Source organism: Paucilactobacillus oligofermentans DSM 15707 = LMG 22743 (assembly GCF_001434315.1).
Classification (GTDB): Bacteria; Bacillota; Bacilli; order Lactobacillales; family Lactobacillaceae; genus Paucilactobacillus; species Paucilactobacillus oligofermentans.
Genome location: NZ_AZFE01000001.1, coordinates 37,962 through 63,320, shown reverse-complemented (window position 1 = coordinate 63,320; position 25,359 = coordinate 37,962). Strand labels below are relative to the sequence as shown.

Annotated in this window: 25 protein-coding genes; 23 read left to right on the top strand and 2 right to left on the bottom strand. The window is 38.3% G+C overall.

All coding sequences use genetic code 11. The annotated features are described in order from the left end of the window. Positions 1-198 precede the first annotated feature (198 nt). Positions 199-438: a hypothetical protein gene (locus FC70_RS00300; protein ID WP_057889047.1), complete on the top strand. Its 240-nt coding sequence runs from the start codon at positions 199-201 to the stop codon at positions 436-438. Positions 439-480: 42 nt separating this feature from the next. Here the strand turns inward: FC70_RS00300 and helD are convergent, their stop codons facing one another. Continuing rightward, positions 481-2,748: an RNA polymerase recycling motor HelD gene (gene helD / locus FC70_RS00295; RefSeq protein WP_057889046.1), complete on the bottom strand. Its 2,268-nt coding sequence runs from the start codon at positions 2,746-2,748 to the stop codon at positions 481-483. A 309-nt stretch (positions 2,749-3,057) separates the two neighbouring features. On the opposite strand from helD, the gene trpS reads away from it, so the two are divergent. The 19 genes from trpS (at position 3,058) to FC70_RS00200 (ending at position 21,676) form a co-directional block, all read left to right on the top strand. After that, positions 3,058-4,074 (top strand): tryptophan--tRNA ligase, encoded by a 1,017-nt coding sequence (trpS, locus tag FC70_RS00290; RefSeq protein WP_057889045.1) that lies wholly within the window; start codon positions 3,058-3,060, stop codon positions 4,072-4,074. A gap of 163 nt (positions 4,075-4,237) precedes the next feature. Continuing rightward, positions 4,238-5,176 (top strand): Ppx/GppA family phosphatase, encoded by a 939-nt coding sequence (locus FC70_RS00285; protein WP_057889044.1) that lies wholly within the window; start codon positions 4,238-4,240, stop codon positions 5,174-5,176. 14 nt (positions 5,177-5,190) lie between these two features. After that, the gene (locus tag FC70_RS00280; protein ID WP_057889043.1) at positions 5,191-6,435 is read left to right on the top strand and encodes a hydroxymethylglutaryl-CoA reductase, degradative; all 1,245 of its coding nucleotides are present in this window, start codon (positions 5,191-5,193) and stop codon (positions 6,433-6,435) included. Beyond that, on the top strand, positions 6,435-7,385 hold the full coding sequence (locus tag FC70_RS00275) for a hypothetical protein (protein ID WP_057889042.1): 951 nt from the start codon (positions 6,435-6,437) through the stop codon (positions 7,383-7,385). Before FC70_RS00280 ends, FC70_RS00275 begins: the two co-directional genes overlap by 1 nt. A 5-nt stretch (positions 7,386-7,390) precedes the next feature. Next, entirely contained in the window at positions 7,391-8,089 is a 699-nt protein-coding gene (locus FC70_RS00270) for an NAD-dependent protein deacylase (protein WP_057889049.1), read from the top strand. 54 nt (positions 8,090-8,143) lie between these two features. After that, positions 8,144-8,461, top strand: coding sequence for a hypothetical protein (locus FC70_RS00265; protein WP_057889041.1), 318 nt, complete (start codon positions 8,144-8,146; stop codon positions 8,459-8,461). A 13-nt stretch (positions 8,462-8,474) separates the two neighbouring features. Further along, entirely contained in the window at positions 8,475-9,314 is an 840-nt protein-coding gene (locus FC70_RS00260; RefSeq protein ID WP_057889040.1) for a DUF72 domain-containing protein, read from the top strand. A gap of 137 nt (positions 9,315-9,451) precedes the next feature. Beyond that, positions 9,452-11,473 (top strand): methionine--tRNA ligase, encoded by a 2,022-nt coding sequence (gene metG / locus FC70_RS00255; protein ID WP_057889039.1) that lies wholly within the window; start codon positions 9,452-9,454, stop codon positions 11,471-11,473. Positions 11,474-11,523: 50 nt separating this feature from the next. Then, positions 11,524-12,291 (top strand): TatD family hydrolase, encoded by a 768-nt coding sequence (locus tag FC70_RS00250; RefSeq protein ID WP_083478578.1) that lies wholly within the window; start codon positions 11,524-11,526, stop codon positions 12,289-12,291. Position 12,292: 1 nt separating this feature from the next. Beyond that, positions 12,293-12,862 (top strand): ribonuclease M5, encoded by a 570-nt coding sequence (gene rnmV, locus FC70_RS00245; RefSeq protein ID WP_057889037.1) that lies wholly within the window; start codon positions 12,293-12,295, stop codon positions 12,860-12,862. Further along, positions 12,855-13,748 (top strand): 16S rRNA (adenine(1518)-N(6)/adenine(1519)-N(6))-dimethyltransferase RsmA, encoded by an 894-nt coding sequence (gene rsmA / locus FC70_RS00240; protein WP_057889036.1) that lies wholly within the window; start codon positions 12,855-12,857, stop codon positions 13,746-13,748. The genes rnmV and rsmA overlap by 8 nt, the downstream gene beginning before the upstream one ends. Positions 13,749-13,835: 87 nt before the next feature. Continuing rightward, a complete protein-coding gene (locus tag FC70_RS00235; RefSeq protein WP_057889035.1) occupies positions 13,836-14,114 on the top strand; it encodes a Veg family protein in 279 nt (92 codons plus the stop codon). A 159-nt stretch (positions 14,115-14,273) separates the two neighbouring features. After that, positions 14,274-15,125 (top strand): 4-(cytidine 5'-diphospho)-2-C-methyl-D-erythritol kinase, encoded by an 852-nt coding sequence (ispE, locus tag FC70_RS00230; RefSeq protein ID WP_057889034.1) that lies wholly within the window; start codon positions 14,274-14,276, stop codon positions 15,123-15,125. Between the two features lie 252 nt (positions 15,126-15,377). After that, positions 15,378-16,292 (top strand): PLP-dependent cysteine synthase family protein, encoded by a 915-nt coding sequence (locus FC70_RS00225; protein ID WP_057889033.1) that lies wholly within the window; start codon positions 15,378-15,380, stop codon positions 16,290-16,292. A gap of 19 nt (positions 16,293-16,311) precedes the next feature. After that, positions 16,312-17,451, top strand: a complete 1,140-nt coding sequence (locus FC70_RS00220) for a trans-sulfuration enzyme family protein (RefSeq protein WP_057889032.1) — start codon at positions 16,312-16,314, stop codon at positions 17,449-17,451. A 32-nt stretch (positions 17,452-17,483) separates the two neighbouring features. Further along, positions 17,484-18,014 (top strand): serine O-acetyltransferase, encoded by a 531-nt coding sequence (gene cysE, locus FC70_RS00215; protein WP_057889031.1) that lies wholly within the window; start codon positions 17,484-17,486, stop codon positions 18,012-18,014. Between the two features lie 97 nt (positions 18,015-18,111). Then, complete coding sequence (locus tag FC70_RS00210) at positions 18,112-18,801, top strand: metal ABC transporter ATP-binding protein (RefSeq protein WP_057889030.1); 690 nt, start codon at positions 18,112-18,114, stop codon at positions 18,799-18,801. After that, on the top strand, positions 18,801-19,589 hold the full coding sequence (locus FC70_RS00205; protein ID WP_057889029.1) for a metal ABC transporter permease: 789 nt from the start codon (positions 18,801-18,803) through the stop codon (positions 19,587-19,589). The genes FC70_RS00210 and FC70_RS00205 overlap by 1 nt, the downstream gene beginning before the upstream one ends. Positions 19,590-19,855: 266 nt before the next feature. Further along, a complete protein-coding gene (locus tag FC70_RS00200) occupies positions 19,856-21,676 on the top strand; it encodes a Cna B-type domain-containing protein (protein ID WP_057889028.1) in 1,821 nt (606 codons plus the stop codon). Positions 21,677-21,794: 118 nt separating this feature from the next. On the opposite strand, the gene FC70_RS09535 is transcribed toward FC70_RS00200, so the two are convergent. Then, a complete protein-coding gene (locus FC70_RS09535) occupies positions 21,795-22,292 on the bottom strand; it encodes an HXXEE domain-containing protein (RefSeq protein ID WP_057889027.1) in 498 nt (165 codons plus the stop codon). 128 nt (positions 22,293-22,420) lie between these two features. Here FC70_RS09535 and FC70_RS00190 point away from each other — a divergent pair, with 128 nt between their 5' ends. The 3 genes from FC70_RS00190 (at position 22,421) to glmU (ending at position 25,339) form a co-directional block, all read left to right on the top strand. Beyond that, positions 22,421-22,978: a TetR/AcrR family transcriptional regulator gene (locus tag FC70_RS00190; protein WP_057889026.1), complete on the top strand. Its 558-nt coding sequence runs from the start codon at positions 22,421-22,423 to the stop codon at positions 22,976-22,978. A 147-nt stretch (positions 22,979-23,125) separates the two neighbouring features. After that, positions 23,126-23,968, top strand: a complete 843-nt coding sequence (gene purR / locus FC70_RS00185) for a pur operon repressor (protein WP_057889025.1) — start codon at positions 23,126-23,128, stop codon at positions 23,966-23,968. 3 nt (positions 23,969-23,971) lie between these two features. Continuing rightward, entirely contained in the window at positions 23,972-25,339 is a 1,368-nt protein-coding gene (gene glmU / locus FC70_RS00180) for a bifunctional UDP-N-acetylglucosamine diphosphorylase/glucosamine-1-phosphate N-acetyltransferase GlmU (protein ID WP_057889024.1), read from the top strand. Positions 25,340-25,359: the final 20 nt, after the last annotated feature.

The following is a 25,359-nucleotide window of genomic DNA, read 5'->3' as shown; positions in this document are numbered from 1 at the left end:
GGACGTCGCCATGCATTTAAAAAACACGAATCTTAATTGATTCGTGTTTTTTTGTGGTTAAATTTATCAACAGCTTAATGATATTAATTTTGATTAGTATAACAATAAAATTATCGCTTGATGTTTAATGGCATATACTATATAATTAATAATAGTCTAAATAAGGCTTTTGTTATAAATGGGAGGAGCGTGACTAACGTGAAAAAAGGAATTTTATTAGTCACAATCATGATTGCAGCGGTACTGCTATTTGATCAAGGAATGACATTATTTACCAACAAATCTAAAGTTATTCATGATGACGTGATTGGGACTGTTCATCAACTAGAAACACCGGCACAACATAAATCAGGGATAATACATTACTTGTCAACTTCACCAGTTGTAGGTAATGAAACCAAAACTAAAGCACTTAGTTATCTCGATTTTATGGATTAAAAAAACGAAGTTAGATGAATTTAATTCATCCGACTTCGTTTTTTATTTATCGGTAATTAAGGATTGATTATGGGTGACTAAGGGGCTAGTTTCACCAAGACTAATTAAGCTAAGCTGGTGCATTGCTCGCGAAGCAATGGTGTAGAGAATTCCGGCTGAGTGTTGATTAGGATAGTTAGTCGCTGAAGCATCATAGGCAACCACCGCATCAAATTCAAGACCTTTTGCCAAGTAAATTGGCATTATTAAAATCCCACTGGGTAAGACACGATCATTTGCGCTTAATAGTTTACTATTTTTAAGTTGGCGTAAAATTCGATAAGCTTCATTGGCTTGAGCCTTCGTTTTAGTAAGAATCGCGATGGTTTCAAATTGATCAGCTAACGTACGAACTTCGTTGACGAGTGCGTCTTTGAATTGAGTTTTATCATTACATTCAATAACTTTAGGTAACGACCCATGCCGACTAAACGGAATGATCTTATCACCATCAGGTAACATTGCTTTAGCAAAGTTAGTAATTTCAGTGGTGGAACGGTAACTACGATTCAATGAAATTAAATTAGTTTTTTTCGCTGATAATGATTCGCTCAAACGCTGGAGTAAAACTTCAGGGGCCTCAATATCTGAATATAAAGCTTGTTCACTATCACCTAAAATGGTGAATTTTGCTTTTGGGAAAATATGCTTAAGGTAAATTAAGGCGGCAACAGAATAATCTTGCATTTCATCAATGAAGACATATTCTAATTGGCGATTTTGACCAGAACCAGTAATCAAGTCACGTAAATATAGGGCCGGAGCACTATGCTCTAGTGGCATTTGATGAAACTCAATTGCCTGATTGTAATCGGTAATGGTATTACTGAAATCGATATTTTTAAGGTGTAAACTGTTTAAAAAATCTTGGTATTGGAAGTAATGATCGATGAAATGGTTGTTGTAAATGGCATTATAAACGACTCGTAGGCGATTAGTAGCCAGCCGCTTGCCAAGGTAAGTTAGTTGCTCATCTTCGGACTCGAAATCGTCAGCACTGTGCTCGCCGTATAGTTCACGAAGTTTAGCCGTTGGTAGGCCTTCAAGTTCATCTTGAATCCAATCGGAATTGGCAGCTGTTTTAATATGTCCTTTTAGTTCCTTGATCAGCGCGTTCTTGATGGCAAGGGTTTTATCGGTCAAACTCATTTTATCGGGAGTGCCAGCGAATAGTTGACGAATATGACTAGCGGTAAAGAATGCTTGGCCTTCGAAGTCAATATCAATAAATTCAATCGTTTCCGCAGAAAGTGATTGAGTATAATTTTCAACTGCCGTCATGACGTCCGCACTGGCTAGAAATTTTTGAACTGGTTTGGGCAGCCCATGTTGTGATTCGAATTGTTCAAAAATAGTTTCAACATTTAATCCTTCAAACCGCCGTGTTAAGAATTCAGCAAAGGTTACTTGCCGCATATTACGTTCACCTAAACTCGGTAAAACTTCCGAGATATAGTGGCTGAACAAGCGGTTTGGTGAGAACAAAACTATTTGATCGGCATTTAGTGACGCACGACTATGATAAAGCAAATAAGCAATTCGTTGCAGAATCGCTGAAGTTTTACCACTACCCGCAGCTCCCTGAACTAACAATAAATCACTGGTCGTATCACGAATAATATCGTTTTGTTCTTTTTGAATGGTGGCAACGATGTTTTGCATTAATTGATCATTTTGTGATCCTAAGGCGGCTTGTAGCATTTCGTCGCCCACCGTATCATTGGTATCGAACATGTTGGTAATCTGACCATGAGCGATAGTGAATTGACGTTTCTTTGTTAGCTCAGTGGTTTGGGTGCCATTGGGGGTTGGATATTCAACGTCACCTAATGAGCCATTGTAATAGATTCCGGCAATTGGTGCTCGCCAATCATAGACTAGGAAGTCAGTTTTAGCGGTATTCATCAACGAAGCGACCCCGATATAAAGAGCTTCTTCGTCATCACCAGCATCTTTAATGTTAATGCGGCCAAAGTAAGGTGATTCCTGTAATTCTTGTAGGGTTGTTAATTGATTTTTTAAAATAGTTTCATTTTCAACGGTTCGTGAAACTAGTTGCCGTTGTTGTTGAATTTGAACGTTAGTATCCATCGCATCATCAACTTCATATAGGTTGACGGAAGCATTAGCACTGTAGTTTTTTTCCACGGCCCGTGTTTCATCATGGGCGGTATTAACAGCGGCGTTTGCTTCATCAATTTGGTCGTCGATTTGGGTAATTACGAAATCAACACGTGTTTGTTCTAGTTGTCGTTCATCATTTTCAGTCACTAAAGAACCTCCGTTTAAATAAGTCTATTAATTGTATGCCGTTTTGGGGATTAAAACAAGTGATTGAGTCGTGAAAAGCGCTTTACATTTGCGGTAGTTATCAGTAAAATTGGTAGTGAATTTAGTAGCGTGAGTCCAGCGAGAAGTTGATTTGGTGAGAGAACTTCCAAAACGCGAATTGGTTAAATGGTTGCCCGCCGTAAGGGTTAAAGTGGTAGTCAAATGGCTACAAATTAGGTGGTACCGCGCAGATGGCGTCCTATTGCAATTTTTGCAATGGGCGCTTTTCGCATAAAAAAGGAGAAAAATATGACAAAAAAAATTATTTTAACTGGTGATCGACCAACGGGTAAATTACATATTGGTCATTACGTTGGTTCATTAAAAAACCGGGTTGAATTACAAAATTCAGGTAACTATGACACGTTTATTATGATTGCTGATCAACAAGCCTTAACCGATAACGCTCGCGATCCAGAAAAAATTCGCAATAGTTTAACTCAGGTGGCTTTAGATTATTTAGCTGTGGGTATTGATCCCAAAAAATCAACGATTCTCGTTCAATCACAAATTCCAGCCTTGAGTGAATTAACCATGCACTATTTGAACCTAGTTTCAGTCGCTCGTTTGAATCGTAACCCAACCGTTAAAGCAGAAATTGCACAAAAAGGATTCGGTGAAAGTGTTCCGGCTGGTTTCTTTATCTATCCAGTGAGTCAAGCTGCCGATATCACAGCCTTCAAGGCTGATACAGTACCCGTTGGTGATGATCAAGAACCAATGCTAGAACAAACCCGTGAAATTGTGCGGACTTTTAACCGAACTTATGATCAAGATATTTTAGTGGAACCAGAAGGCTATTTTCCAGCTAAAGGCCAAGGTCGCATTCCTGGACTAGATGGCAATGCCAAGATGAGTAAATCATTGAATAACGCCATCTATCTTTCTGATGATGCTGACACAGTTTCGAAGAAAGTCATGTCAATGTATACTGATCCTTTGCATATTCAAGTGACTGATCCGGGTCACGTTGAAGGCAATACGGTCTTTACTTATCTTGATATTTTCGATACTGATAAAGCCAAAGTCGCTGACTTGAAGGATCAATATCAAGCTGGTGGTTTAGGTGACGTCAAAATTAAGCGTTACTTGAATGAAGTTTTGGAAGGCGTGTTGGCTCCAATTCGTGAACGTCGTGCTCAATATGCAGAAGATATTGATTATGTTTATCAAGTATTACGTGAAGGTTCTGAAAAAGCGAATGGGATTGCTAACCAAACCCTTGAAGAAGTTCAGGATGCAATGGGAATTAACTATTTTAAATAATTAATAAAGAAATCAGCTAGTCTACGCTTAACGTAAACCGGCTGATTTTTATGCATAAATACAACTTATCGTGAATTTTTTGTGTGTATTGGTGTCTGAAATGGTATGATATAAGAGAATTTATTATGAGAAAAGACAAAACAAAATAACGGGAGGTGAAACTTTGGAGAATCTAGCGATTGTCGACTTGGGTTCCAACTCTGTTAGAATGGCAATTACTGAAATCGAGACCGATGGAACCTATCGAGAAGTGAAGCGTGTAAAGGAAGATTCACGTATCTCAGAAGGTATGGGCAGAGAAAAAATGCTGCAGCCTGCAGCTATGGATCGGACAATTGCAGCCCTAAAAAGATTCAAACGATTATATATTGGCTTGCCCCATTTAACGGTGCGAGCAATTACGACTGCCGCAGTACGACAGGCGCGAAATCAAAAAGAATTTTTATTACGGGTGAAGAAGGAGACTGGTATTGATTTACAAGTCATTACTGGCGCTAAAGAGGCATATTATGATTATCTTGGGGTAATTAGAACATTAGAATTAGACCACTGTTTAATTTTAGACACTGGTGGTGCCAGTGTAGAATTGATTTTAGTACAACATCGTAAAGCACGAAACTTAATTTCGATTCCGATTGGTGCCGTTAATTTATCCGAACAGTTTCATCTAGGTGGGTATGTTAAAGCGACTGATTTATTTAAGGCGCAGGTATCTGTAAATGAACGACTAACTAAAATTCCGTGGCTTAAGTTCGCTAGTCATGTACCAATTGTCTTACTAGGTGGAGCAAATCGAACGCTAGCGCGAATGAGTCGCAACTATAAGCGCCAAGGGCGTGGCAGTATTCATGGTTATCAATTATCATCGCGGGCCGTTTATGCAACGTATCGGGAATTATTGAATAAGAATCTTGCGCAACGAAAAAAGATCTCAGGCTTAGAACCTGATCGAGCTGATATTATTATTGGTGGTATGCTACCGTTAGTTAGTTTGCTACAAAGAAATAGTGATGGCCGGGTGATTTTTTCAGAGAGCGGTGTTCGTGAAGGTGTGATTGCCGAATATATCCAAAGTCGAGAAGAAGCTGTAGTTAAGAAGTAGTTCGAGGTATTAAGATGGCTGATTGGCAAAGTGGATTTTATCGGTTGTCCGTGGAACAACGACAACAGTTAATCCAAGCACATTTAAATTTAACCGCAGAAGAAGTGGAGCAGTTACAAGCTCACACTTCTTTTTGGGGTTCACAGATGATTGAAAATTATCTAACTAATTATGAATTGCCAGAGGGTGTGGCGGTTAATTTTGTGGTTAACGGAAAAGCATACGTGATTCCAATGGTCACTGAAGAACCATCAGTGATTGCGGCAGCTAGCCATGCGGCTAAAATTATTGGCCAAACTGGTGGTTTTAAGGCCCCGGGAACCCCGCGGTTAATGATCGGCCAAATCGTACTTGAAAATATTGATGATTTTAAGCTGACTAATGATTGGCTTGTTCAACATCAATTAGAAATAATTGAAATTGCTAACCAAGCTTATCCGTCAATGCTAGCCCGGGGTGCGGGAGCGAAAACGATTAAAGTCCGCCAGCTAGATGGCTTTGTATCCCTTGATTTACTAATTGATGTTAGTGAAGCCATGGGGGCTAACGTGGTCAATACCATGAGTGAAGCGGTTAAATCTTGGTTAATCACACAAGGATTTGAAGTTGTGACGGCAATTTTAACTAATTTAGCGACGGAAAGCTTACAACAAGCCACGTGTGCCATTCCAATTGACAGTCTTGGAAATGATGGCATGCAGGTCGCCAATCAAATTGTAAAACTAAGTCAGTTGGCACAAGTTGATCCATATCGGGCGACGACCCACAACAAAGGCATCATGAACGGCATTGATGCGGTGATGATTGCTTCGGGGAATGATTGGCGGGCAATTGAAAGTGGTGCGCACGCTTATGCAGTTAAAGATGGTCAATATCGGGGCTTATCACAATGGACGATTGTAGGTAATACCTTACAAGGTGAAATCACCTTACCACTGCCAGTCGGTATGGTTGGTGGCTCCATTGGGATTGTTCCCACGGTTAAAGTTAATCAAGCAATTTTAAAAGTAACCACCGCAAGTGAATTGGCACAGGTAACTGCGAGTGTGGGCTTGGCCCAAAATTTAGCCGCGCTAAAAGCGTTAGCGAGTGAAGGGATTCAAGCGGGGCATATGCGATTACAATATCGCAGCTTAGCGTTAGCGGTTGGTGCCACGGCAACAGAAGTTAATCAACTGGTCGCGCGGTTGTCTAAAATGACGAACGTTGATCAAGCCACTGCTACTAAAGAATTAGCATTAATGAGAGGAAATAAATAATGACAATTGCATTGAATAGTACGGTTGAAGAATTACTCGACCAAGTAAACAAGATTTACCCCGGTGTAGTATTAGTTCATTTTGGGGATGAAGAAAAGGGCTATTTACGCCATGATCAAGCCAAACAAGAGGCTTTACAAGGCGGCATTGAAATCACCGTAACTGATGTGACAGCACCAAATTACACGGCATCACATGAGTTACTTCATCTATTGATGATTATGCAAGGCTTTCCTCAAATCTTTTTTCAAGTATCCTTTGGGGATGAAAAACTGGACGAACAATTAATGATTATGGCCACTGATTTATATGATGTGGCGATGCATGTGATTGTGGTTGATGAACAACGAAAACATAATTTGATTGATTCTAAAATTGAAGCGCTCTATATTAAGGGCGTTGATGAAACGTTAACTCCTGAAATTGCCGACAATGATGATGAACGAACCTTACGTTTATTGACGTTACTTGATACTTGCGTCTTTATGGGTGAGCGAATTGATACGGTGGCAACCCACCTGTCAGAACTTTATCCGCTTGCTTTTAAAGCCGCCCAAACAATGTATCGTGATTTGATGGCGAAGCCAATTGATTCACCATTTACGATGCGGCGCGCAATCGTAAAATTATTTAAACAATTTGACCAACAATTAAATGAATGGCGTTTGCCAGCACTACATACCACGGAGTTTACAACTCTTTCGACGGTCGTTAGTGAACGTCAGTTGCGTTTAGAAACGCGCCAATTATTTGAAGTTTTCCATTCCGAAATGATTAATAAAGAAACTGGCGAAAAAGCTTATATTGCCTTACAACGCAGTGACCATCAAAATTCATTTGTCGTGAATGCGCCGAAGGAAAATACGGATACCTTTTTCAAAGAAATGTATGATAAAACCGTGCAAGAACTACTTGAAGAAATGCACGTGCCCTATATTGTAAGGAAGTGATGGTAGTGAATTCTCAAATTCAACAACAATTTGATGATGCCAACCACATTGTCTTTTTAACCGGAGCTGGCGTTTCAACGGCTTCCGGGATTCCAGATTTTCGATCGGCAAATGGTTTATATACCAAGGATAAGAACGCTGAATATTATTTAAGTCATCGCTATTTTGTCACTGATCCAGATGGCTTTTATCAGTTTAGTAAGCAAAATTTATACTTTCCAGCGGCTAAACCAAATGTGATTCATACTAAACAAGCGGCGTTGACACAACGCGGAAAAGCCGCCGTTATTACTCAAAATATCGATAATTTATACGAAACGGCCGGTACCCAAAATTTAATTGATTTTCATGGTAATTTATTTCAGGTGTACTGTGAAAAGTGTCATCAAACCGTTGATTGGCAGCAATACTTAAATAGCCGAATTCATAAAGCTTGTGGCGGACCCTTACGTCCGGACGTTGTGCTATATGATGAAGGTATTAAGCAAACTAACTTACAACAATCAGTGGACTATTTACAGGCAGCTGATTTAATTGTGATTGTGGGAACTTCGATGCGGGTCTATCCGTTTGCCGGGTTACTAGAATATCGTAATCCGCATGCCAAGGTGATTGCGATTAATCAAGAACCACTGCAATTTAACTTTCCGTTTACAATGGTTCAACAAGATGCAGTTGAGTTTTTCGAGGCTTTACGTGTATGAAATACTTTAACTATTTTGCCAGAATCGTTACAATAATGTTAAGAGGTGAGAAAAATGTCACGACAAACAATTATTGAACGAATTGATAGCATAGTGAAACAACTGCGGCTTCTGAAGACAATCCAGGTGATCTCTGACTTTTTCTTTATTTACCTAACATATAGTATTTTGATTTCCGGAGACGTGATGAATTTCTTTGGTCGCCAATTTACACAAGGAAATGCGTTGGCAATGGTAATGTTAGTAGCGGTAATCAATATTTGTTTATCGTTATTACAACGAAACTATCGACGAAGTGGCCGTGAACTAGCTAGTCAACTCGATGGTGACCTCACTGACGAGGAACGAAAAAAAGTTAAACTATTTTATTGATGGAGTAATTACTGTGATTACAATTGGACTTACCACGTGGAGTGATCATCCTAACTTAATAAATGACGAACAGCGGGCCGTTCAGCTATCTGAATATTCCGCTGTTTTTCCTGTGGCGGAAGTGGATACAACCTTTTATGGGATTCCTAAACCAGCGACCTTTTTAATGTGGCTAAAACAAGTACCAAGTGCGTTTCAGTTCATTGTTAAAGCTAATCGTGAAATGACGATGCATCCGAATGTAGATCAACCAATTACAGAACCTGCTCGGTTACAAATATTTACTGATTTTCGGGAACGAATGCAGTTATTAACGACAACTAATCAATTAAAAACCGTACTATTTCAATTTCCACCCACTTTTAATGCAACCCATGAAAATATTCAATATCTGATGTCATTACGGTCATTAATGGCTGATTTACCGATTTCAATTGAGTTTCGCAATATGACGTGGTTTGATGAAGCAGTATTACCAACGTTACCCGATTTTTTTCAGGAGTTAAACTATGATTTAGTCGCGGTCGATGAACCACAAGGATTAACTAATTCGGCAGCGTTTGTTTTAAATCAGCAAACTAAAATTATTCGACTCCATGGTCAAAATAAACGGGGCTGGCAAGATTCAGGGAGTCAATGGCGAAAAGAACGAACCAATTATCGGTATACCACGGCAGAATTAACTAACTTAGCGACTAAAATTAAAGCGAATGGAACTGCTGATAGCTGTATTATTTTTAATAATAATGGTGGCCACGATGCAGCGGACAATGCATTGGAGTTACAACGTTTGCTGCAGTTACAATTCCCTAATTTAGGTCCAAAGCCGCCACAACAATTAGGTTTGTTTTAACGCGGCTGATTAATGATTATTAAAAAAATTGATGAAATTCAGGTTTACCGATAAGAGCGGTCGAATTTCATGGCGATTTTTGCTATACTTAAAGGTATTATTAAATTTCACATCGTGAGTAGAAGGGACGTCCTCATATGTCTGACAACAAACCAACATATTATATAACTACACCAATTTATTACCCCTCAGGTAAACTACATATTGGTAACTCATACACCACAATTGCTTGTGATGCGGAGGCTCGCTACAAACGTCTCATGGGCTATGATGTAGCATTCTCAACAGGAACTGATGAACATGGACTTAAAATTGAAGAAAAAGCCGCTAAATTAGGCATGGAACCACAAGCATACGTTGACGGTATGGCTAAAGATATTAAAGAGCTTTGGAAAATTCTTGAAATTTCAAATACCAACTTTATTCGGACCACTGATGATTATCATGAAGCCGCTGTTCAAAAAATCTTTGAACAATTATTAGATCAAGGTGATATTTATCTTGGTGAATATGAAGGCTGGTATTCAGTTTCTGATGAAGAATATTTTACCGAAACGCAATTAGCTGAAGTCTATACCGACGATAACGGTAAAGCCATTGGGGGCAAAGCTCCTTCTGGTCACGAGGTTGAATTAGTCAAAGAAGAATCTTATTTCTTTAAGATGAGTAAATATGCCGATTGGCTCCTAGATTATTACCAAAAGCATCCAGACTTTATTCAACCAACTGCTCGGATGAATGAAATGATTAATAATTTCATTAAACCCGGTTTGGAAGATTTAGCGGTTTCACGGACGACCTTTAACTGGGGTGTCAAAGTTAAGAGTAATCCCAAACACGTGGTTTATGTGTGGATTGATGCCTTGACTAACTATATTACGGCTTTAGGCTATGGTAGTGATGACGACAGTAACTTTAAAAAGTATTGGCCTGGAACCCATATGGTTGGTAAAGAAATTGTGCGTTTCCATACGATTTACTGGCCAATTATGTTGCATGCGTTGGGCTTGGAATTACCTAAACAAGTCTTTGGTCATGGTTGGTTATTGATGAAAGACGGTAAAATGTCTAAATCTAAGGGCAACGTGATTTATCCGGAAACGTTAGTGGAACGTTATGGCTTAGATGCGGTTCGTTATTATCTATTACGGGCGATGCCTTATGGTAATGATGGAATTTTCACACCGGCAGATTTTGTTGATAAAGTTAATTATGATTTAGCTAATGATTTAGGTAATTTATTAAACCGGACCGTCGCCATGATTAACAAGTACGAAGGCGGCAAAGTTACGATTGATAGCCCAGCTTCAACTGAGTTTGATGCGGATCTTGAACGAACTGCCACTCAAGTAATTACTGAATTCAAAGCTTCGATGGATGATATGCACTTTGCGGATGCTTTGAAGGCCGTTTGGAAATTAATTGCCCGGGCTAATAAGTATATTGATGAAACTGAACCATGGGTCTTAGCTAAAGATGAAGCTAAGCAAGCTACTCTATCCGCTGTGATGGGTAACTTGGCTAAAAGCTTACGCGTAATTGCCGGCTTATTACAACCAATGATGACTCATGCACCAAAGGAAATCTTACGTCAATTAGGCGTTACGGATACTAACTTAGAAATCGAAACGTTAGCGTTTAATGATTTTGCTAAGGGTGCAGTAGTAGTTGAAAAGGGAACCCCAATTTTCCCACGTTTAGATACGGAACAAGAAGTCGCCTTTATCCAAGATAAGATGACGGCTGACGAAAAGAAAAAGGGACGGGCTGTTATGGAAGAAGCTAAAAAAGCAGCACAAGATAGTACTGAAGAAGAAACTGACGGTAAAAAAGCCATCCGCATTGATGTATTTGATAAGGTTGAATTAAAAGTCGCTCAAATTAAAGCGGTTGACCATGTTGAAGGCGCTGATAAATTGTTGAAATTCCAATTAGATGATGGGACAAAAGACGGTCGTCAAATCTTGTCAGGGATTGCACAATGGTATCAAGAACCAGAAGTCTTACTTAATAAGAAAGTCTTAATTGTAGCTAACTTGAAGCCACGTAAGATGCGCGGTGAAATGAGTGAAGGTATGATTATGTCGGCTGAACATGACGGGGTGGTAACGGTTGTTACTGTTCCAGATAGTTTAGTTAATGGTTCTGGTGTCGAATAAAACTGGTAAAAAGGAGAATGAACTTGGCAATTTATAATCATGAAGAACAGTTGAATATCTATGATACTCATACCCATTTAAATGACGATGCATTCTGGGATGAAGTACCCGCTTATTTAGCGCGGGCCAAACATTATGGTGTTAATCAAATGAATGTGGTGGGTTCGGATACACTCTTGAATGCCCGGGCTATCGAATTAGCGCATCAATATGAAAATATTCATGCGATTGTGGGTTGGCATCCGGAATCAGCTGGTGATTTTACGACTGAAAAGGAAAATATTTTAATTGAACAATTAGCCGATTCAGAAGTGGTTGCTGTCGGTGAAATGGGCCTTGATTACTATTGGAAAGAGACCCCACATGACGTTCAAAAAGCTGCCTTTAAACGCCAAGTTCAAATCGCTAAAGAGATGCACTTACCCATTTCAGTACATGATCGTGATGCCTTTCAAGATACGTATGATATTTTAAAAGAAGTCGATATTCGTGATATTGGTGGAGTAATGCACAGCTTTAATGGCACTACCGAATGGTTAAAGAAGTTCTTGGACTTGGGGATGCATATCTCATATAGTGGGGTTGCTAGTTTTAAAAATGCGACTGAAGTTCATGAGTCAGTGATTGCGACCCCGTTAGATAAGTTATTAGTTGAAACTGATGCCCCTTATTTAACGCCAGCTCCATATCGTGGTAAGCAAAATGAACCCGGCTTTACTAATTTTGTAGTGCAAGCAGTTGCTGAATTACGCGAAATGACGAACAAAGAAATTAGTGATATTACCTTTGCTAATGCAACCAAGTTATTTAGGAAGTAAAATGCAAAAAATTAAAGAAATCCTGGTCGTTGAAGGCAAGGATGATACCAAAAGAATCGCACAAGCAGTCAATGCAGACACGTTTGAAACTAACGGGTCTGCTTTGTCGTCTAGTGATATCGAAAAATTAAAAATCTTACAAGTTAAGCGTGGTTTAATTGTGTTTACTGACCCTGATTTCAATGGTGAACGAATTCGAAAGATGATTTCCGCCGCCATTCCAGGGGTTAAGCATGCCTTTATTAAACGTAAAGAAGGTGTGCCCACGGTTGCTGGTGGTAGTTTAGGTGTTGAACACGCTAGTCCAGCTGTCATCAAAGAATCATTAGCGAGTGTTTATACGCAAAGTGATGGCAATTTTCCGAGTGAACTGGCATTAACTGATTTACGCAGCGCCGGTTTGACCAACGGAGCTAATTCACGTTATCGACGTGAACGACTGGGAGAAATCCTCGGCATTGGTTATGGTAATGGTAAACAAATGTTAAAACGATTAAATTTATTTCAAATTACAAAAGAGCAATTTCAGTCGGGGATAGACCAACTGAATCAGGAGGAAAACAATGAGTGAAATTCCAGCAGTTGGTAATCCAATTCGGACACGAGCAATTTTAGAAAAATATCGATTACGGGCCAAGAAAGCCTTAGGTCAAAACTTTTTAACGGATTTAAATGTATTACAAAATATTGTTGAAGCAGCCGGAATTACTCCGGACGATAATGTGATTGAAATTGGCCCTGGGATTGGGGCATTGACAGAACAACTTGCCATTGCCGGTGGTGAAGTTTTAGCGTTAGAAATTGATACGCAATTAATGGATGTTTTGGATGAAGTTTTGGATCCGTACAATAATGTTGAAGTAATTAATGCGGATGTATTGAAAGCTAATTTGCCAGACTTAGTTCAAACTAAATTTACTGATCCAACCGCTCCAATTAAAGTGGTCGCTAACTTGCCATATTATATTACGACACCAATTTTGATGCAGTTATTAAATTCAACTACTAAGTGGGATTCAATTACAGTTATGATGCAAAAAGAAGTTGCGCAACGGATTACTTCGGATCCAGGAGTTAAAGCTTATGGTTCATTATCATTAACCGTACAATACGAAATGGATGCTAAAATTGCCTTTGAAGTTTCACGCAAAGTGTTCGTCCCATCACCTAATGTTGATTCAGCAATCGTCGTCCTTGAACCCCGTAAAGAAGCTTTACCAATCCAACCGATTGATGAAAAAGCAATGTTTAAGTTAATTAAGGGTTGCTTTGCTCATCGTCGCAAGAGCTTATGGAATAATCTTCAAACGGTATACGGTAAAACTCCTGAAATTCGTGAACAAATGCAGGCTTCATTAGACGAAATTAAGGTGGACTCGCAAATTCGTCCGGAACAATTATCACTAGAACAATTTGTTGCATTATCGAATGCATTGGCCGGTCATAATTTACAATAGAAAATCCTTGCACATTTAAAACAGTTGTGGTAAAATTTGCAATTCCGCTCAAATGAGCGTATAGTGGAAGCCAGTGAGGTGAATAGAATGCCAGTAACACTAGCTAGCATTAAAGCAGAGCTTGACCAACGTGTCGGCGATGAGGTTGTAGTTATAGCACAAGCCGGTCGTAAAAAGATCACAAAACGTCACGGCGTTTTGAGCGAAACATATCCAGCTGTGTTTATTGTTAACTTGAATCAAGACGAAAATGCCTTTGAACGAGTTTCATATAGCTACACGGATCTATTGACCAAAAATATCGAGATTGACTTTAATTTTGAAGAACATCAAGATACGGACGAAGATATAGAGGATGTTGAGTAGGTTAATTTCTCTGTTATTTAATTAATAAAGTGGTTACCATTTTATTAATTAAATAACAGAGATTTTTTTGTATAATTAAGTAAACAGCGAAATTGATTGTCGTGGTTAATGATAATTAGTATAATAATTTTAAATAGAAGAATAAGGAGGTGTGTCCGATTGAAGATTATTGAAAAAGCACCAGCTAAAATTAATTTAGGATTGGATACGCCTCGGAGATATGATGATCAATCACCCGAGTGGAATATGGTGATGACCTCGATTGACTTAGCAGATTATGTCAGTGTGGAAACAATTCCAGGTAATCCAAAGATTGAGGTATATACCAACAGTGGCTTTTTACCGAATGACCAACGTAATTTAGCTTATCAAGCAGTCCACATTTTACGGACCCGATTTCACCAAACTGACGGGGTTGTCGTGCAAATTAGCAAAAAGATTCCAGTCGCGGCTGGATTAGGTGGTGGCTCGTCAGATGCCGCTGCTGTTTTGCGAGCTTTGAATCAAATTTGGAAGCTCGGATTAAGTTTAAAAGAGTTAGCTAAATTAGCATTGACGATTGATTCGGATGTTCCATATTGTATTTATAGTCAAACAGCTCACGTGACTGGTCATGGTGAGATTGTCACGCCGATTGAAAATTTTCCACATTTCCCAATTGTGGTTGCTAAACCGAAACTAAGTGTCTCAACCCCAACGATTTTAAAGCAGATTGATTACACACAAGTGCAACATATTGACATTGATCGATTGGTGACGGCAATTAATTCGGGGACCACGGCGGAAATCTTTGCTTCAATGGGTAATGTACTGGAACCAATTACGGCCGCCAAATATCCAGAAATTGATAATTTGAAAACACAAATGTTGAAACTGGGTGCGGATACGGCTCAGATGAGCGGAACTGGTCCAACCATGTTTGCAATTTGTGAAAAATTATCACGAGCCAAACGCCTAACCAATAGCTTACGTGGCTTTTGTAGTGAAGTTTACTTGGTTAGATCGTTATAAAAAGATTGACAAGGATAATTTAATTAGGTATTGTTAACAACAATCAATTGGAGGTAGTTTAAATGACTTTAGCAAACAACACATTTTTACAAGTATGTTGTTGTGGATCGCGTTTTATGCGACCCACTAATTGTCATGCCTAAATTTATTTAAACTAGGATTCAATTACATCGGGATAAATCGTATAAGACGCAAACTTCAGTCATGGAGTCGGCGTCTTTTTTTGTCCCAAATGAAGAAAGGAAGTTCGCAATGTTAGTCAAAAATGTTTATGAATTAATTGGGCATACGCCATTACTTAAGTTACCTGTGCCAACGCCAAATAATAGTCAAATTTACGCCAAACTGGAAATGTTTAATCCAGGTGGCAGCATTAAAGATCGGCTAGGAATGTCGCTAATTGAAAATGGAATCAAGCAAGGCCAAATTAATATGGGGACCACCATTATTGAACCAACGGCTGGCAATACTGGAATTGGTGTCGCCTTAGCCGCTCAAAAATATAAGCTACCCGTGATTTTGGTCGTTCCAGAAAAATTCAGTTTTGAAAAACAAACGTTGATGGCGGCATTGGGAGCTAAAGTGATCAATACACCTTCGATCGACGGAATCAAAGGTGCAATTGCCAAAGCAAAGCAATTAGCCGCAGAAATGACTAATGCGTTTGTTCCGTTACAATTTGAAAATCAAAGTAATCCCGATGTATATGAACGAACACTGGCCCCTGAAATCCTCGCCGATTTAGATAATTTACAACTCGATGCTTTAGTTGCCGGTGCGGGTAGTGGTGGTACATTTGCGGGAACGGCTAAAGGGTTGAAGGCGGTGTACCCAGACTTGCTGACGACCGTCGTCGAACCAGAGGGCTCAATTTTAAATGGTGGGACACCGCATGCTCATCTAACCGAAGGGATTGGCGTTGAATTCATTCCACCTTTCTTTAAAACGGTAAAACCAGATCGCGTGAAAACCATCAGCGATGAAGCGGCCTTTAAGCAGGTTCATGCTTTAGCTAAGTATTATGGCTTGTTTGTTGGTAGTTCAAGTGGTGCGGCACTGGCAGCAAGCTTAGAACTAGCCCAAGAGTTACCCGATGGTTCCAACATTGTCACGATTTTTCCAGATTCCAGTGAACGTTACTTAAGTGAAAATATCTATCAAAAATAATTCTTCGGAGGAAATATAAATGAAATTCAATTCAAAGTTAATCCATGGCGGTATTAGTGAAGACCCAACTACAGGGGCTGTTTCAATGCCAATTTATCGGGCATCAACTTTTCATCAACAAATAGTTGGCGGGACACCAACCTGGGAGTATTCGCGGAGTGGTAATCCAACGCGTCAAGCTTTAGAACAACTGGTGGCAGACTTAGAACAAGGCATCGCCGGCTTTGCTTTTGCATCTGGTTCAGCCGCGATTCACGCAACGCTATCAATGTATTCCGCTGGTGATCATCTAGTCGTTGGGAATGATGTTTATGGTGGGACATTTCGCTTAATTAATAAAGTGATGAAGCGATTTGGTTTAGAGTTCACGGTTGTCGATATGCAAGATTTAGCTGCGGTTGAATCCGCAATTCAAACTAATACGGTCGCAATTTATTTTGAAACTCCTACGAACCCGTTGTTACAAATTGCGGACATTGCAGCGATTGCCGCAATCGCTAAAAAGCATCAGGTTCAAACAATTGTCGATAATACCTTTGCTACGCCTTATAATCAAAATCCACTTGTATTAGGGGCTGACGTGGTGGTTCATTCAGCCACGAAGTACTTAGGTGGTCATAGTGATTTAGTCGCAGGTTTAGCGATTACCAATGATGAAAAGATTGCTGAAGAATTAGCCTTCTTACAAAATTCAATCGGGAGCGTGCTTGGACCAGACGACAGTTGGCTCTTACAGCGAGGAATTAAAACGTTAGGTGCCCGGATGCGAGTTCATCATGAAAATACAGCAACATTGGTTAAATTATTGAAACAAGATGCACGAGTGGCTAAAATTTATTATCCCGGTGATCCGGATTTTGCCGGATATCAAGTGGCTAAGAAACAGATGAATCATTTCGGAGCCATGATTTCATTTGAATTAGCCGCTGGCCTTGATCCAAAAAAATTTATTGACGGTTTAACGATGATTTCCTTAGCTGAAAGCCTAGGTGGAATCGAAAGCTTAATTGAAATTCCAGCGATTATGACGCATGGTGCGATTCCACGTGAAATTCGGTTGGAAAATGGTATTCAAGATGAGTTGATTCGGTTATCAGTTGGGATCGAAGATGAAGCTGATTTGGTGGCGGATGTAACTAATGGCTTGAATAATTTATAAAATTACTGATCATGAAGTTCGGGGTGAAATTGATGTTTTCAGCGGCAAAATACATTGTAAATAATGATCCAGCAGCCCGAAATATCTGGGAAGTAATGCTGACGTATTCCGGTTTTCATGCGTTGGCCTATTACCGAGTCAGTCATTGGCTGTATCAGCGGCAGGATTACTTATTGGCGGCCATCGTTGCACATCTAGGTAAACGAACATCGGGTGTTGAAATTCATCCTGGAGCTCAAATTGGCAAACATGTCTTTATTGATCATGGTATGGGTGTGGTAATTGGCGAAACGGCTGTCATTGGTGATTTTGTAACGATTTTACATGGAGTCACCTTAGGTTCGAGACGAACGGTCGCTGGCAAACGGCATCCGCAAGTTGGTAATCATGTCTTGATTGGGGCTAATGCTATGTTGCTGGGACCAATTGAAATTGGGGCCTTTGCTAAGATTGGGGCGGGAAGTGTGGTGCTTGATGACGTCGTGTCGAATACTACGGTTGTAGGTAATCCAGCACTGCAAGTACAGCAACATCAATTTCATACGGTGACTAAACATAATTAGAGACGGCAACGTCTTTTTTTTGTTGCACAACGGGGGATGTTTGTGTAAAATAGTCAAATGGTAATCATTACAATTTAGATTAAGAGAAAGAGGCCTCATTATCAAAAATATCCTTACAGTAAACCATTTGACGGCTTCATATGGTCCAACTAATATCATTAAAGATTTGAATTTTAACCTTGCTGAAGGGGAATTTTTAGCAATTATTGGTGAAAATGGTGTCGGGAAAACAACCTTGGTACGTAGTTTATTGGGGATGTTAACACCAAAAGCCGGGACGATTAAATTTACCGATCATTCCATTGCTAAGAACATTGGTTATGTACCACAATCACGCAATTTAGATGAGGAATATCCAATTACAGTTAAAGATTTTGTTAGTTTGAACTTACGTGACAGCAAATTACCTTGGGTTACAGCAAATGAAAAAGCGAAAGTTTGGTCAATTATTGAACAAACTAATTTAACTAAAATTGCTGATCGACCATTAGGTCAAGCTTCGGGTGGTGAAAAACAACGTGCATATTTAGCCCAAGCATTATTAAATTCACCTAAATTATTGATTTTGGATGAATCAACTGCCAGCTTAGATGTTGAAATGAAACAGGAATTATTAAAGTTAGTAGCTAAAGTTCAACAAGAAAACAAGATGAGTGCAATTTTTATCACCCATGACCTACCGTTAGCAAGAAACTATGCGGATAACTATTTATTAATGACGAAACAGCAAGAATACACGATGGGACCAATCGCAAGTCTCAACGTCTCAGAAAGTGAGAAAGTTTAATGTTAAGTTTTGATTTTATGCGCCATGCACTGGTGGCGGGGACGTTTATTGCGGTTATTTGTGGGATGATGGGTGTCTTTGTGATTGCTCGGGGGATGTCGTTTTTAACCCACACATTAGCTGAAATTGGATTTGCTGGCGCGGCATTTGGACTTTTTATGGGCTGGCCAGCTTTAAATGGCATGTTACTATTTACAGTGTTAAGTTCGGCAATGGTTGGAGAACTAGGTGTGCGTTCTGCTCGCCGGGAAAATGTAATTAGTGCAGTTTCCGCTTTATTTTTAGGCTTAGGAATTTTATTTATTTCATTATCAGATAATAGTGCAGCTTCAGCAACGAGTATCTTATTTGGTAGCGTGATCGGGATTAGTTTGGGTGAAGTGTGGCAAGTGGTGATTTTATCAATTATTGTCATCCTAGTAACTTTGTTGATGTATCGTCAATTAAAATTTGATTCATTTGATTCCGTTGGTGCCCGAGTTAACGGCATTAATGGCACCGTAATTTCAATTGCCTTTTTGATTATGCTAGCTTTAAGTGTTAGCGTGGCCGCACAAATTGTTGGTTCGTTATTAATCTTTATTTTATTAACGTTACCAGCTGCTAGTGCCCGTTACTTTGTGCACAGTGTGAGCTCGATGATTGCTTTGTCAATTGGTTTTGCAGTAGCGGGAACTTGGTTGGGAATTACGTTAGGGTATTTCACTAATTGGCCAACGAGTTTCTTCATTGCAACGATTGAAGTAATCTTTTATCTAAGTGGTTTAATTTGGAACAAGAAACGATAATAATAAAAACACTTTTGATTATTAATCGAAAGTGTTTTTATTTGGGATAAATTATTCAAGTGGTGGAATGTGTGTGATAACTTATTATTTATTGATAATGTGGAAAAATGGCTTGTATAAGGGACATAATTGCATTTGTTTAACTGATATTTATTATCACAATTGTGATAAGTTATGATTAGATTTATATTCATATAATTTGAAAAAATATGTTATATTAAAGCGGTTGGTAACGTTTTATCTTAATCGAAGAAGGAGTGTGAAGTATGTACAAAAAAATATGGGCGTATCTAACGGTGTTATTGATGTTGGGATCGGTTTTAGGATATCCACTCACAACGATGGCGGATACTAGTAACTCAAAAACTGTGACGAGTTTGGCTAAACAGTCAACCAGTTCAGTATCAACGAATCAAGCGTTAATTAGTTCTACTAGTGCCAAGGTGTTTGAAACACCAGCTGCTAGTACAACTAAAGTAACGAAGGCAGCTAGTCAAGATTGGCAAGATCAATTCATTACGAAGGCTGAATTGCAAGATGAAGACGGCAATGTCAAAACTGATTTTGGGATTTACGACAGTATGCAAGCAGTTTGGAATTTTACGATTCCGGCTGGTGAAGCTAAAGCTGGGGATACAATGACGGTTGATATTCCTTCAGTCTTTACGTTAGCAAATGTCACAAAATTTGATATTACTGACGCTGGCGGAACGGTGATTGGACATGCAATTGCTGATCCAGCTACTGGTAAGGTGACAATTACGTTGACCGATGCCGTTAAGGATAATCATAATGCAATTACCGGGAGCTTTAAGTTGGTAGTTCATTGGAATACTAATGAAGTAGAACAAGATACCAAGGTGCCAATTGATTGGGGCAATGCGGGTTCAATCGAGGTTAATGTTAATCCTTCAGATGGACCGGATAAAGGCGAACTACTTTATAAGTGGGGCTGGTATGATGCCGATAATCCGAATGTTATTCATTGGCGAGTTCGAGTGAATTATGCCAACAAAACAATTAATAACGCGGTTTATACCGATATCGTTGGTGGCGATCAGACCTTAGTTTCTGGTTCTGTGGTCGCACAAAATGTTAAATATCAAGCTGGTGGGAACGATTTTACGGTTTTATCTACATATCCTAGCAGCGCGACGATTGAAGATGGAACGGCCGGGTTTAAAACCAACTTGGGTGATATAACCGGGACCGTGTTAATTGATTACGAAACGAACATTACCAACAACGGAGCATCAGTTCATTATGAAAATAGCGGTAATTTAACGGGTTACAATATCGAAAAGCAAACTGTTGATGTTTACTCACCAGATAATAGTGGTAATGGTAATGCAGCGACAACCGTATCAGTTAATGGTACAAAGACGTGGGATGATCAAAATAATCAAGATGGAACTCGTCCTAATTCAATTACAGTAAACTTATTAGCTAATGGTAAATTAGTGCAGTCTAAAAAAGTTTCAGCGGCTGATAACTGGCAATATAGTTTCAGTGAATTACCTGAATATGATAGTAATGGTCAAAAAGTTATTTATACTGTTACTGAGAATCAAACCAAAGGCTATACCACAGCGATTGATGGTAATAATCTAATTAACCATTATACGCCGGGAATAACCAGTGTGACGGTTACTAAGTCTTGGAATGATCAAAACAATCAAGATGGCATCCGACCAGATAAGATTAGAGTGCAACTTTATGCTAATGGTCAAAAACAAGGTGACGAAGTTATATTGACTAGCGAAGCTAATTGGACGCATACTTGGCAAAACCTGAAGGATAAACAAAATGGTCAAAAGGTTAAATATACGGTCAAGGAAGTTGGAACAGTTAGTGGTTATAAAAGTTCGGTGAACGATAAAAATCAAGGTAATATTATGATTACTAATAGTCATACATCGAAAACGCCAAGTGAAACTGTGACGCCTGGTAAGCCAACACCGAATAGTAGTGTAAATCTACCGCAAACTAGTGAACAACAGTCAATGTGGCTGATTGCATTAGGAATTTTAATTCTTGTTGCAGCAATTGGTGGCGTAATTATAATTAAACGTCGTCAAGATAAATAAAGCTAGTTTGTTAATAATGTGAAAAGACGTAATTGTTGATTAAAAAATTATAAATAGAAGTGCAATATCAATTATTTTTGATTGGTATTGCACTTTTTTTATATAAATAAACTGAATTTTAGAGAAGGCTTTTATTTGATATCCACTTCATTAATTTATGAATAAATATAATATTTATAAAAAATAATAATAAACAAATGCTAGAAACGAGTATTGTATGAATTACAGGTAGAGTTATTGATGATAAATTAATTTTTAAAATATTAATACAAATAGGTATTTGTATTAATGAAGTGACAATGCCAGGGACGTAACAATGGTATTGAATACAAAAAATAATGTGTAAAAATAAGTGGATTAAATATGTTAACATTATGCCGAAATATATAGAATTATTTGGGTGAAACATACTATATATCGAAATGAAAATTAAAATTAAAAGTTCTTCTAATATTCCTATAGAAAGAATGGAACTGTTAGAAAGTCCACCAAATAAAGGATGCTTTTGTCTAGATAAAAGTATCGAATGCTTCTTAACCCATATTGGAACAATAATGATTTCTTCAAAATCATGAGTAACAAATAAAATAGGTAACCAAAGATAATTAATAAACATATACTATGACCTCCATACTATAATAGACTCACGTGTGTCTATTATGATATTATTTAAATAATTAACTAGCAACCTCTTTAGGTTAATAGATACATAAAAAAAATAATGAAACTATTATGGAGTATTGAATGAAAAATAAAGGGAATGCCAAATCACAATATTCTAAACAACAAATTTTAAACGCTTTATTAGTGATAATGGATAACAAGCCTATATATAAAATAACAATTAAAGAAATTTGTGATTACGCATTAATTTCGCGAAAAACATTTTATCGAAACTTTGATACGAAAATAGATGTTTTGAGTATTGAAGTGGATAAAATTGTTAAAGAATATTTAAATCGATTAAGTGTGATGGATGATTTAATAGTTTCTAATATTGCCTTGATAATTTTTAATTTAGTCAATGAAAATGTATATTTTTTTAAAAAATTAGTAGATAATAATATGCTGTATTTAGTTACTGATAAATTATTAAAAGAAATAATTACTGTATACAGAGTTCGGAAAAAATACTTATTTGATGAATTTGGAGAAAAATCCATTGAAAATACACTAGTTTTTAGTTTTGGTGGTTTTACTAACTATATTGAACGATGGGTTAAAAATGATAATAGAATAACACCTCAACAAATAAAAAAAGAATTTATCGACGTTTCAAAAATTATTTCTGTATCGATTTAATAAATAATATAAGCAAACTGATGATTAAGTATTATTTTTTAGTTGATTGATTAAAAATTGCAATTTTCTCGCATTAATTCTGCCTAAAACACGAACATTTATGGTATTATAATAATGAAAATAACGCGATTTAGAGGGGAATTTGAAATGAAAATCAAACGTAGTGATCGCTTGGTAGATATGACGAGATACCTGTTAGAGCATCCCAGGTCATTAGTATCATTGAAATTTTTTGGGGAACGATATGATTCAGCTAAGTCTTCGATCAGTGAAGACCTAGGGATTATTAAGCGAACATTTCAAGAACGTGGGACTGGAATTTTGGAAACTCTTCCGGGTGCTTCAGGTGGCGCTAAGTTTATTCCTTATATGCTTAAAGAAGAAGCCGAAGTATTTTTAAAGCAAGTCGTTAACGAAATTAATGATGAAAGTCGTTTGTTACCAGGAGGCTATGTTTATTTATCTGATTTATTAAGTCGTCCCGATGTGTTACGCCAAGTTGGTCGGTTAATTGCGACTCAATATTTGAATCAAAAAGTAGATGCCGTAATGACGGTGGCGACTAAAGGAATTCCAATTGCCCAAAGTGTGGCAACTTCCCTCAATGTTCCGTTTGTAATTGTCCGGAATGATTCCCATATTACTGAAGGCTCAACTGTCAGTGTTAATTATGTTTCTGGATCATCAAAGCGCATTGAAAAAATGGAATTATCACGTCGTAGCTTGAAACGCGGCGCTAACGTCTTAGTGGTCGATGATTTCATGAAGGGTGGCGGAACCTTAAACGGAATGCGCTCATTGATTGAAGAATTTGAGGCGCATTTAGTTGGGATGACCGTCTTTGCAGAAGGTGAATTTAGTGGCGACCGTTTAGTTGATGATTTTACATCATTAGTGAAGGTCAATGCCGTTAATCCGAACAATCAAACGATTTCAGCAGAATTTGGTAATTTTATCAATACTGTATTTGGATCAGGAATGGAGAAATAAGTAATGAAGACGAAGAATGCAATTATTTTAGCCGCAGGTAAAGGGACACGAATGAAGTCGAAGCTTTATAAAGTCCTTCATCAAGTTGCGGGTAAAGCAATGGTTGATCATGTTTTGACCCAGTTAGAAGCTAATCATATGGATAATATCGTGACTATCGTTGGGTTTGGTGCTGAAAATGTTGAAGAAGCATTGGGTGATCGAACTAAATATGCCGTTCAAAAGCAACAATTAGGAACCGGCCATGCAGTAATGCAAGCCGACGATTTACTCAGTGATTTAGATGGTCAAACTTTGGTTATTAGTGGCGACACACCACTATTTCAAGCGGAAACATTACAAAAGTTAGTTGAATATCATACAGCTAAACAAGCATCTGCAACGGTGTTAACATCGATTGCGCCTGATCCAACTGGTTACGGTCGCTTAGTTCGTAATGAAATTGGGATTGTTGAAAAAATTGTTGAACAAAAAGATGCAACCCCCGAAGAACAAGCCATCAATGAAATTAATACCGGTGTCTATTGTTTTGATAATCAAACCTTATTTAATGCCTTGAAGTTGTTGAGCAATGATAATGCCCAAGGTGAATATTATCTAACGGATGTTGTCGGGATTTTGAAAAAGCGTGGCGATATTGTGGCTGCTTATCGAATGGATGATTTTGATGAATCAATGGGGGTTAATGACCGGATGGCATTGGCTAAAGCAAACGAAATTATGCGTAATCGAATCAACACACATTGGATGCAAGAAGGGGTAACTTTACTTGATCCAAAAACAACTTATATTGATAGCGATGTAAAAATTGGTTCTGATACAGTGATTGAAGGTGGCGTAACGATTAAAGGTAATACTGTAATCGGGACCGATTGTTATATTAGTTCACATTCAGATATTATCAACTCAATTTTGCATGATGAAGTTAAAGTGACCTCATCAACGATTGAAGACTCAGAAATGCATACTGGTAGTGATATTGGCCCATATTCACATCTCAGACCAGAATCAGAAATTGGCGAAAATGTGCACATTGGTAATTTCGTGGAAATCAAAAAAGCATCAATTGATAAGGGTACTAAAGTTGGACACTTAACTTATGTTGGGGATGCTACATTGGGTAAGAATATTAATGTTGGTTGTGGCGTAGTTTTTGTTAATTATGACGGGACGTCTAAACATCATACAAACATCGGTGATCACGCATTTATTGGTAGTAATAGCAATTTGATTGCACCGATTAATATTGCCGAAGATTCATTTGTAGCGGCTGGTTCAACGGTATATAATGATACTGATAAGTTTGACATGGCCATTGCGCGTGCACGTCAAACCAATAAACCAGATTATGCGAAGAAACTACCTTGGTAATGCTTGAATTTTTGTCTTGA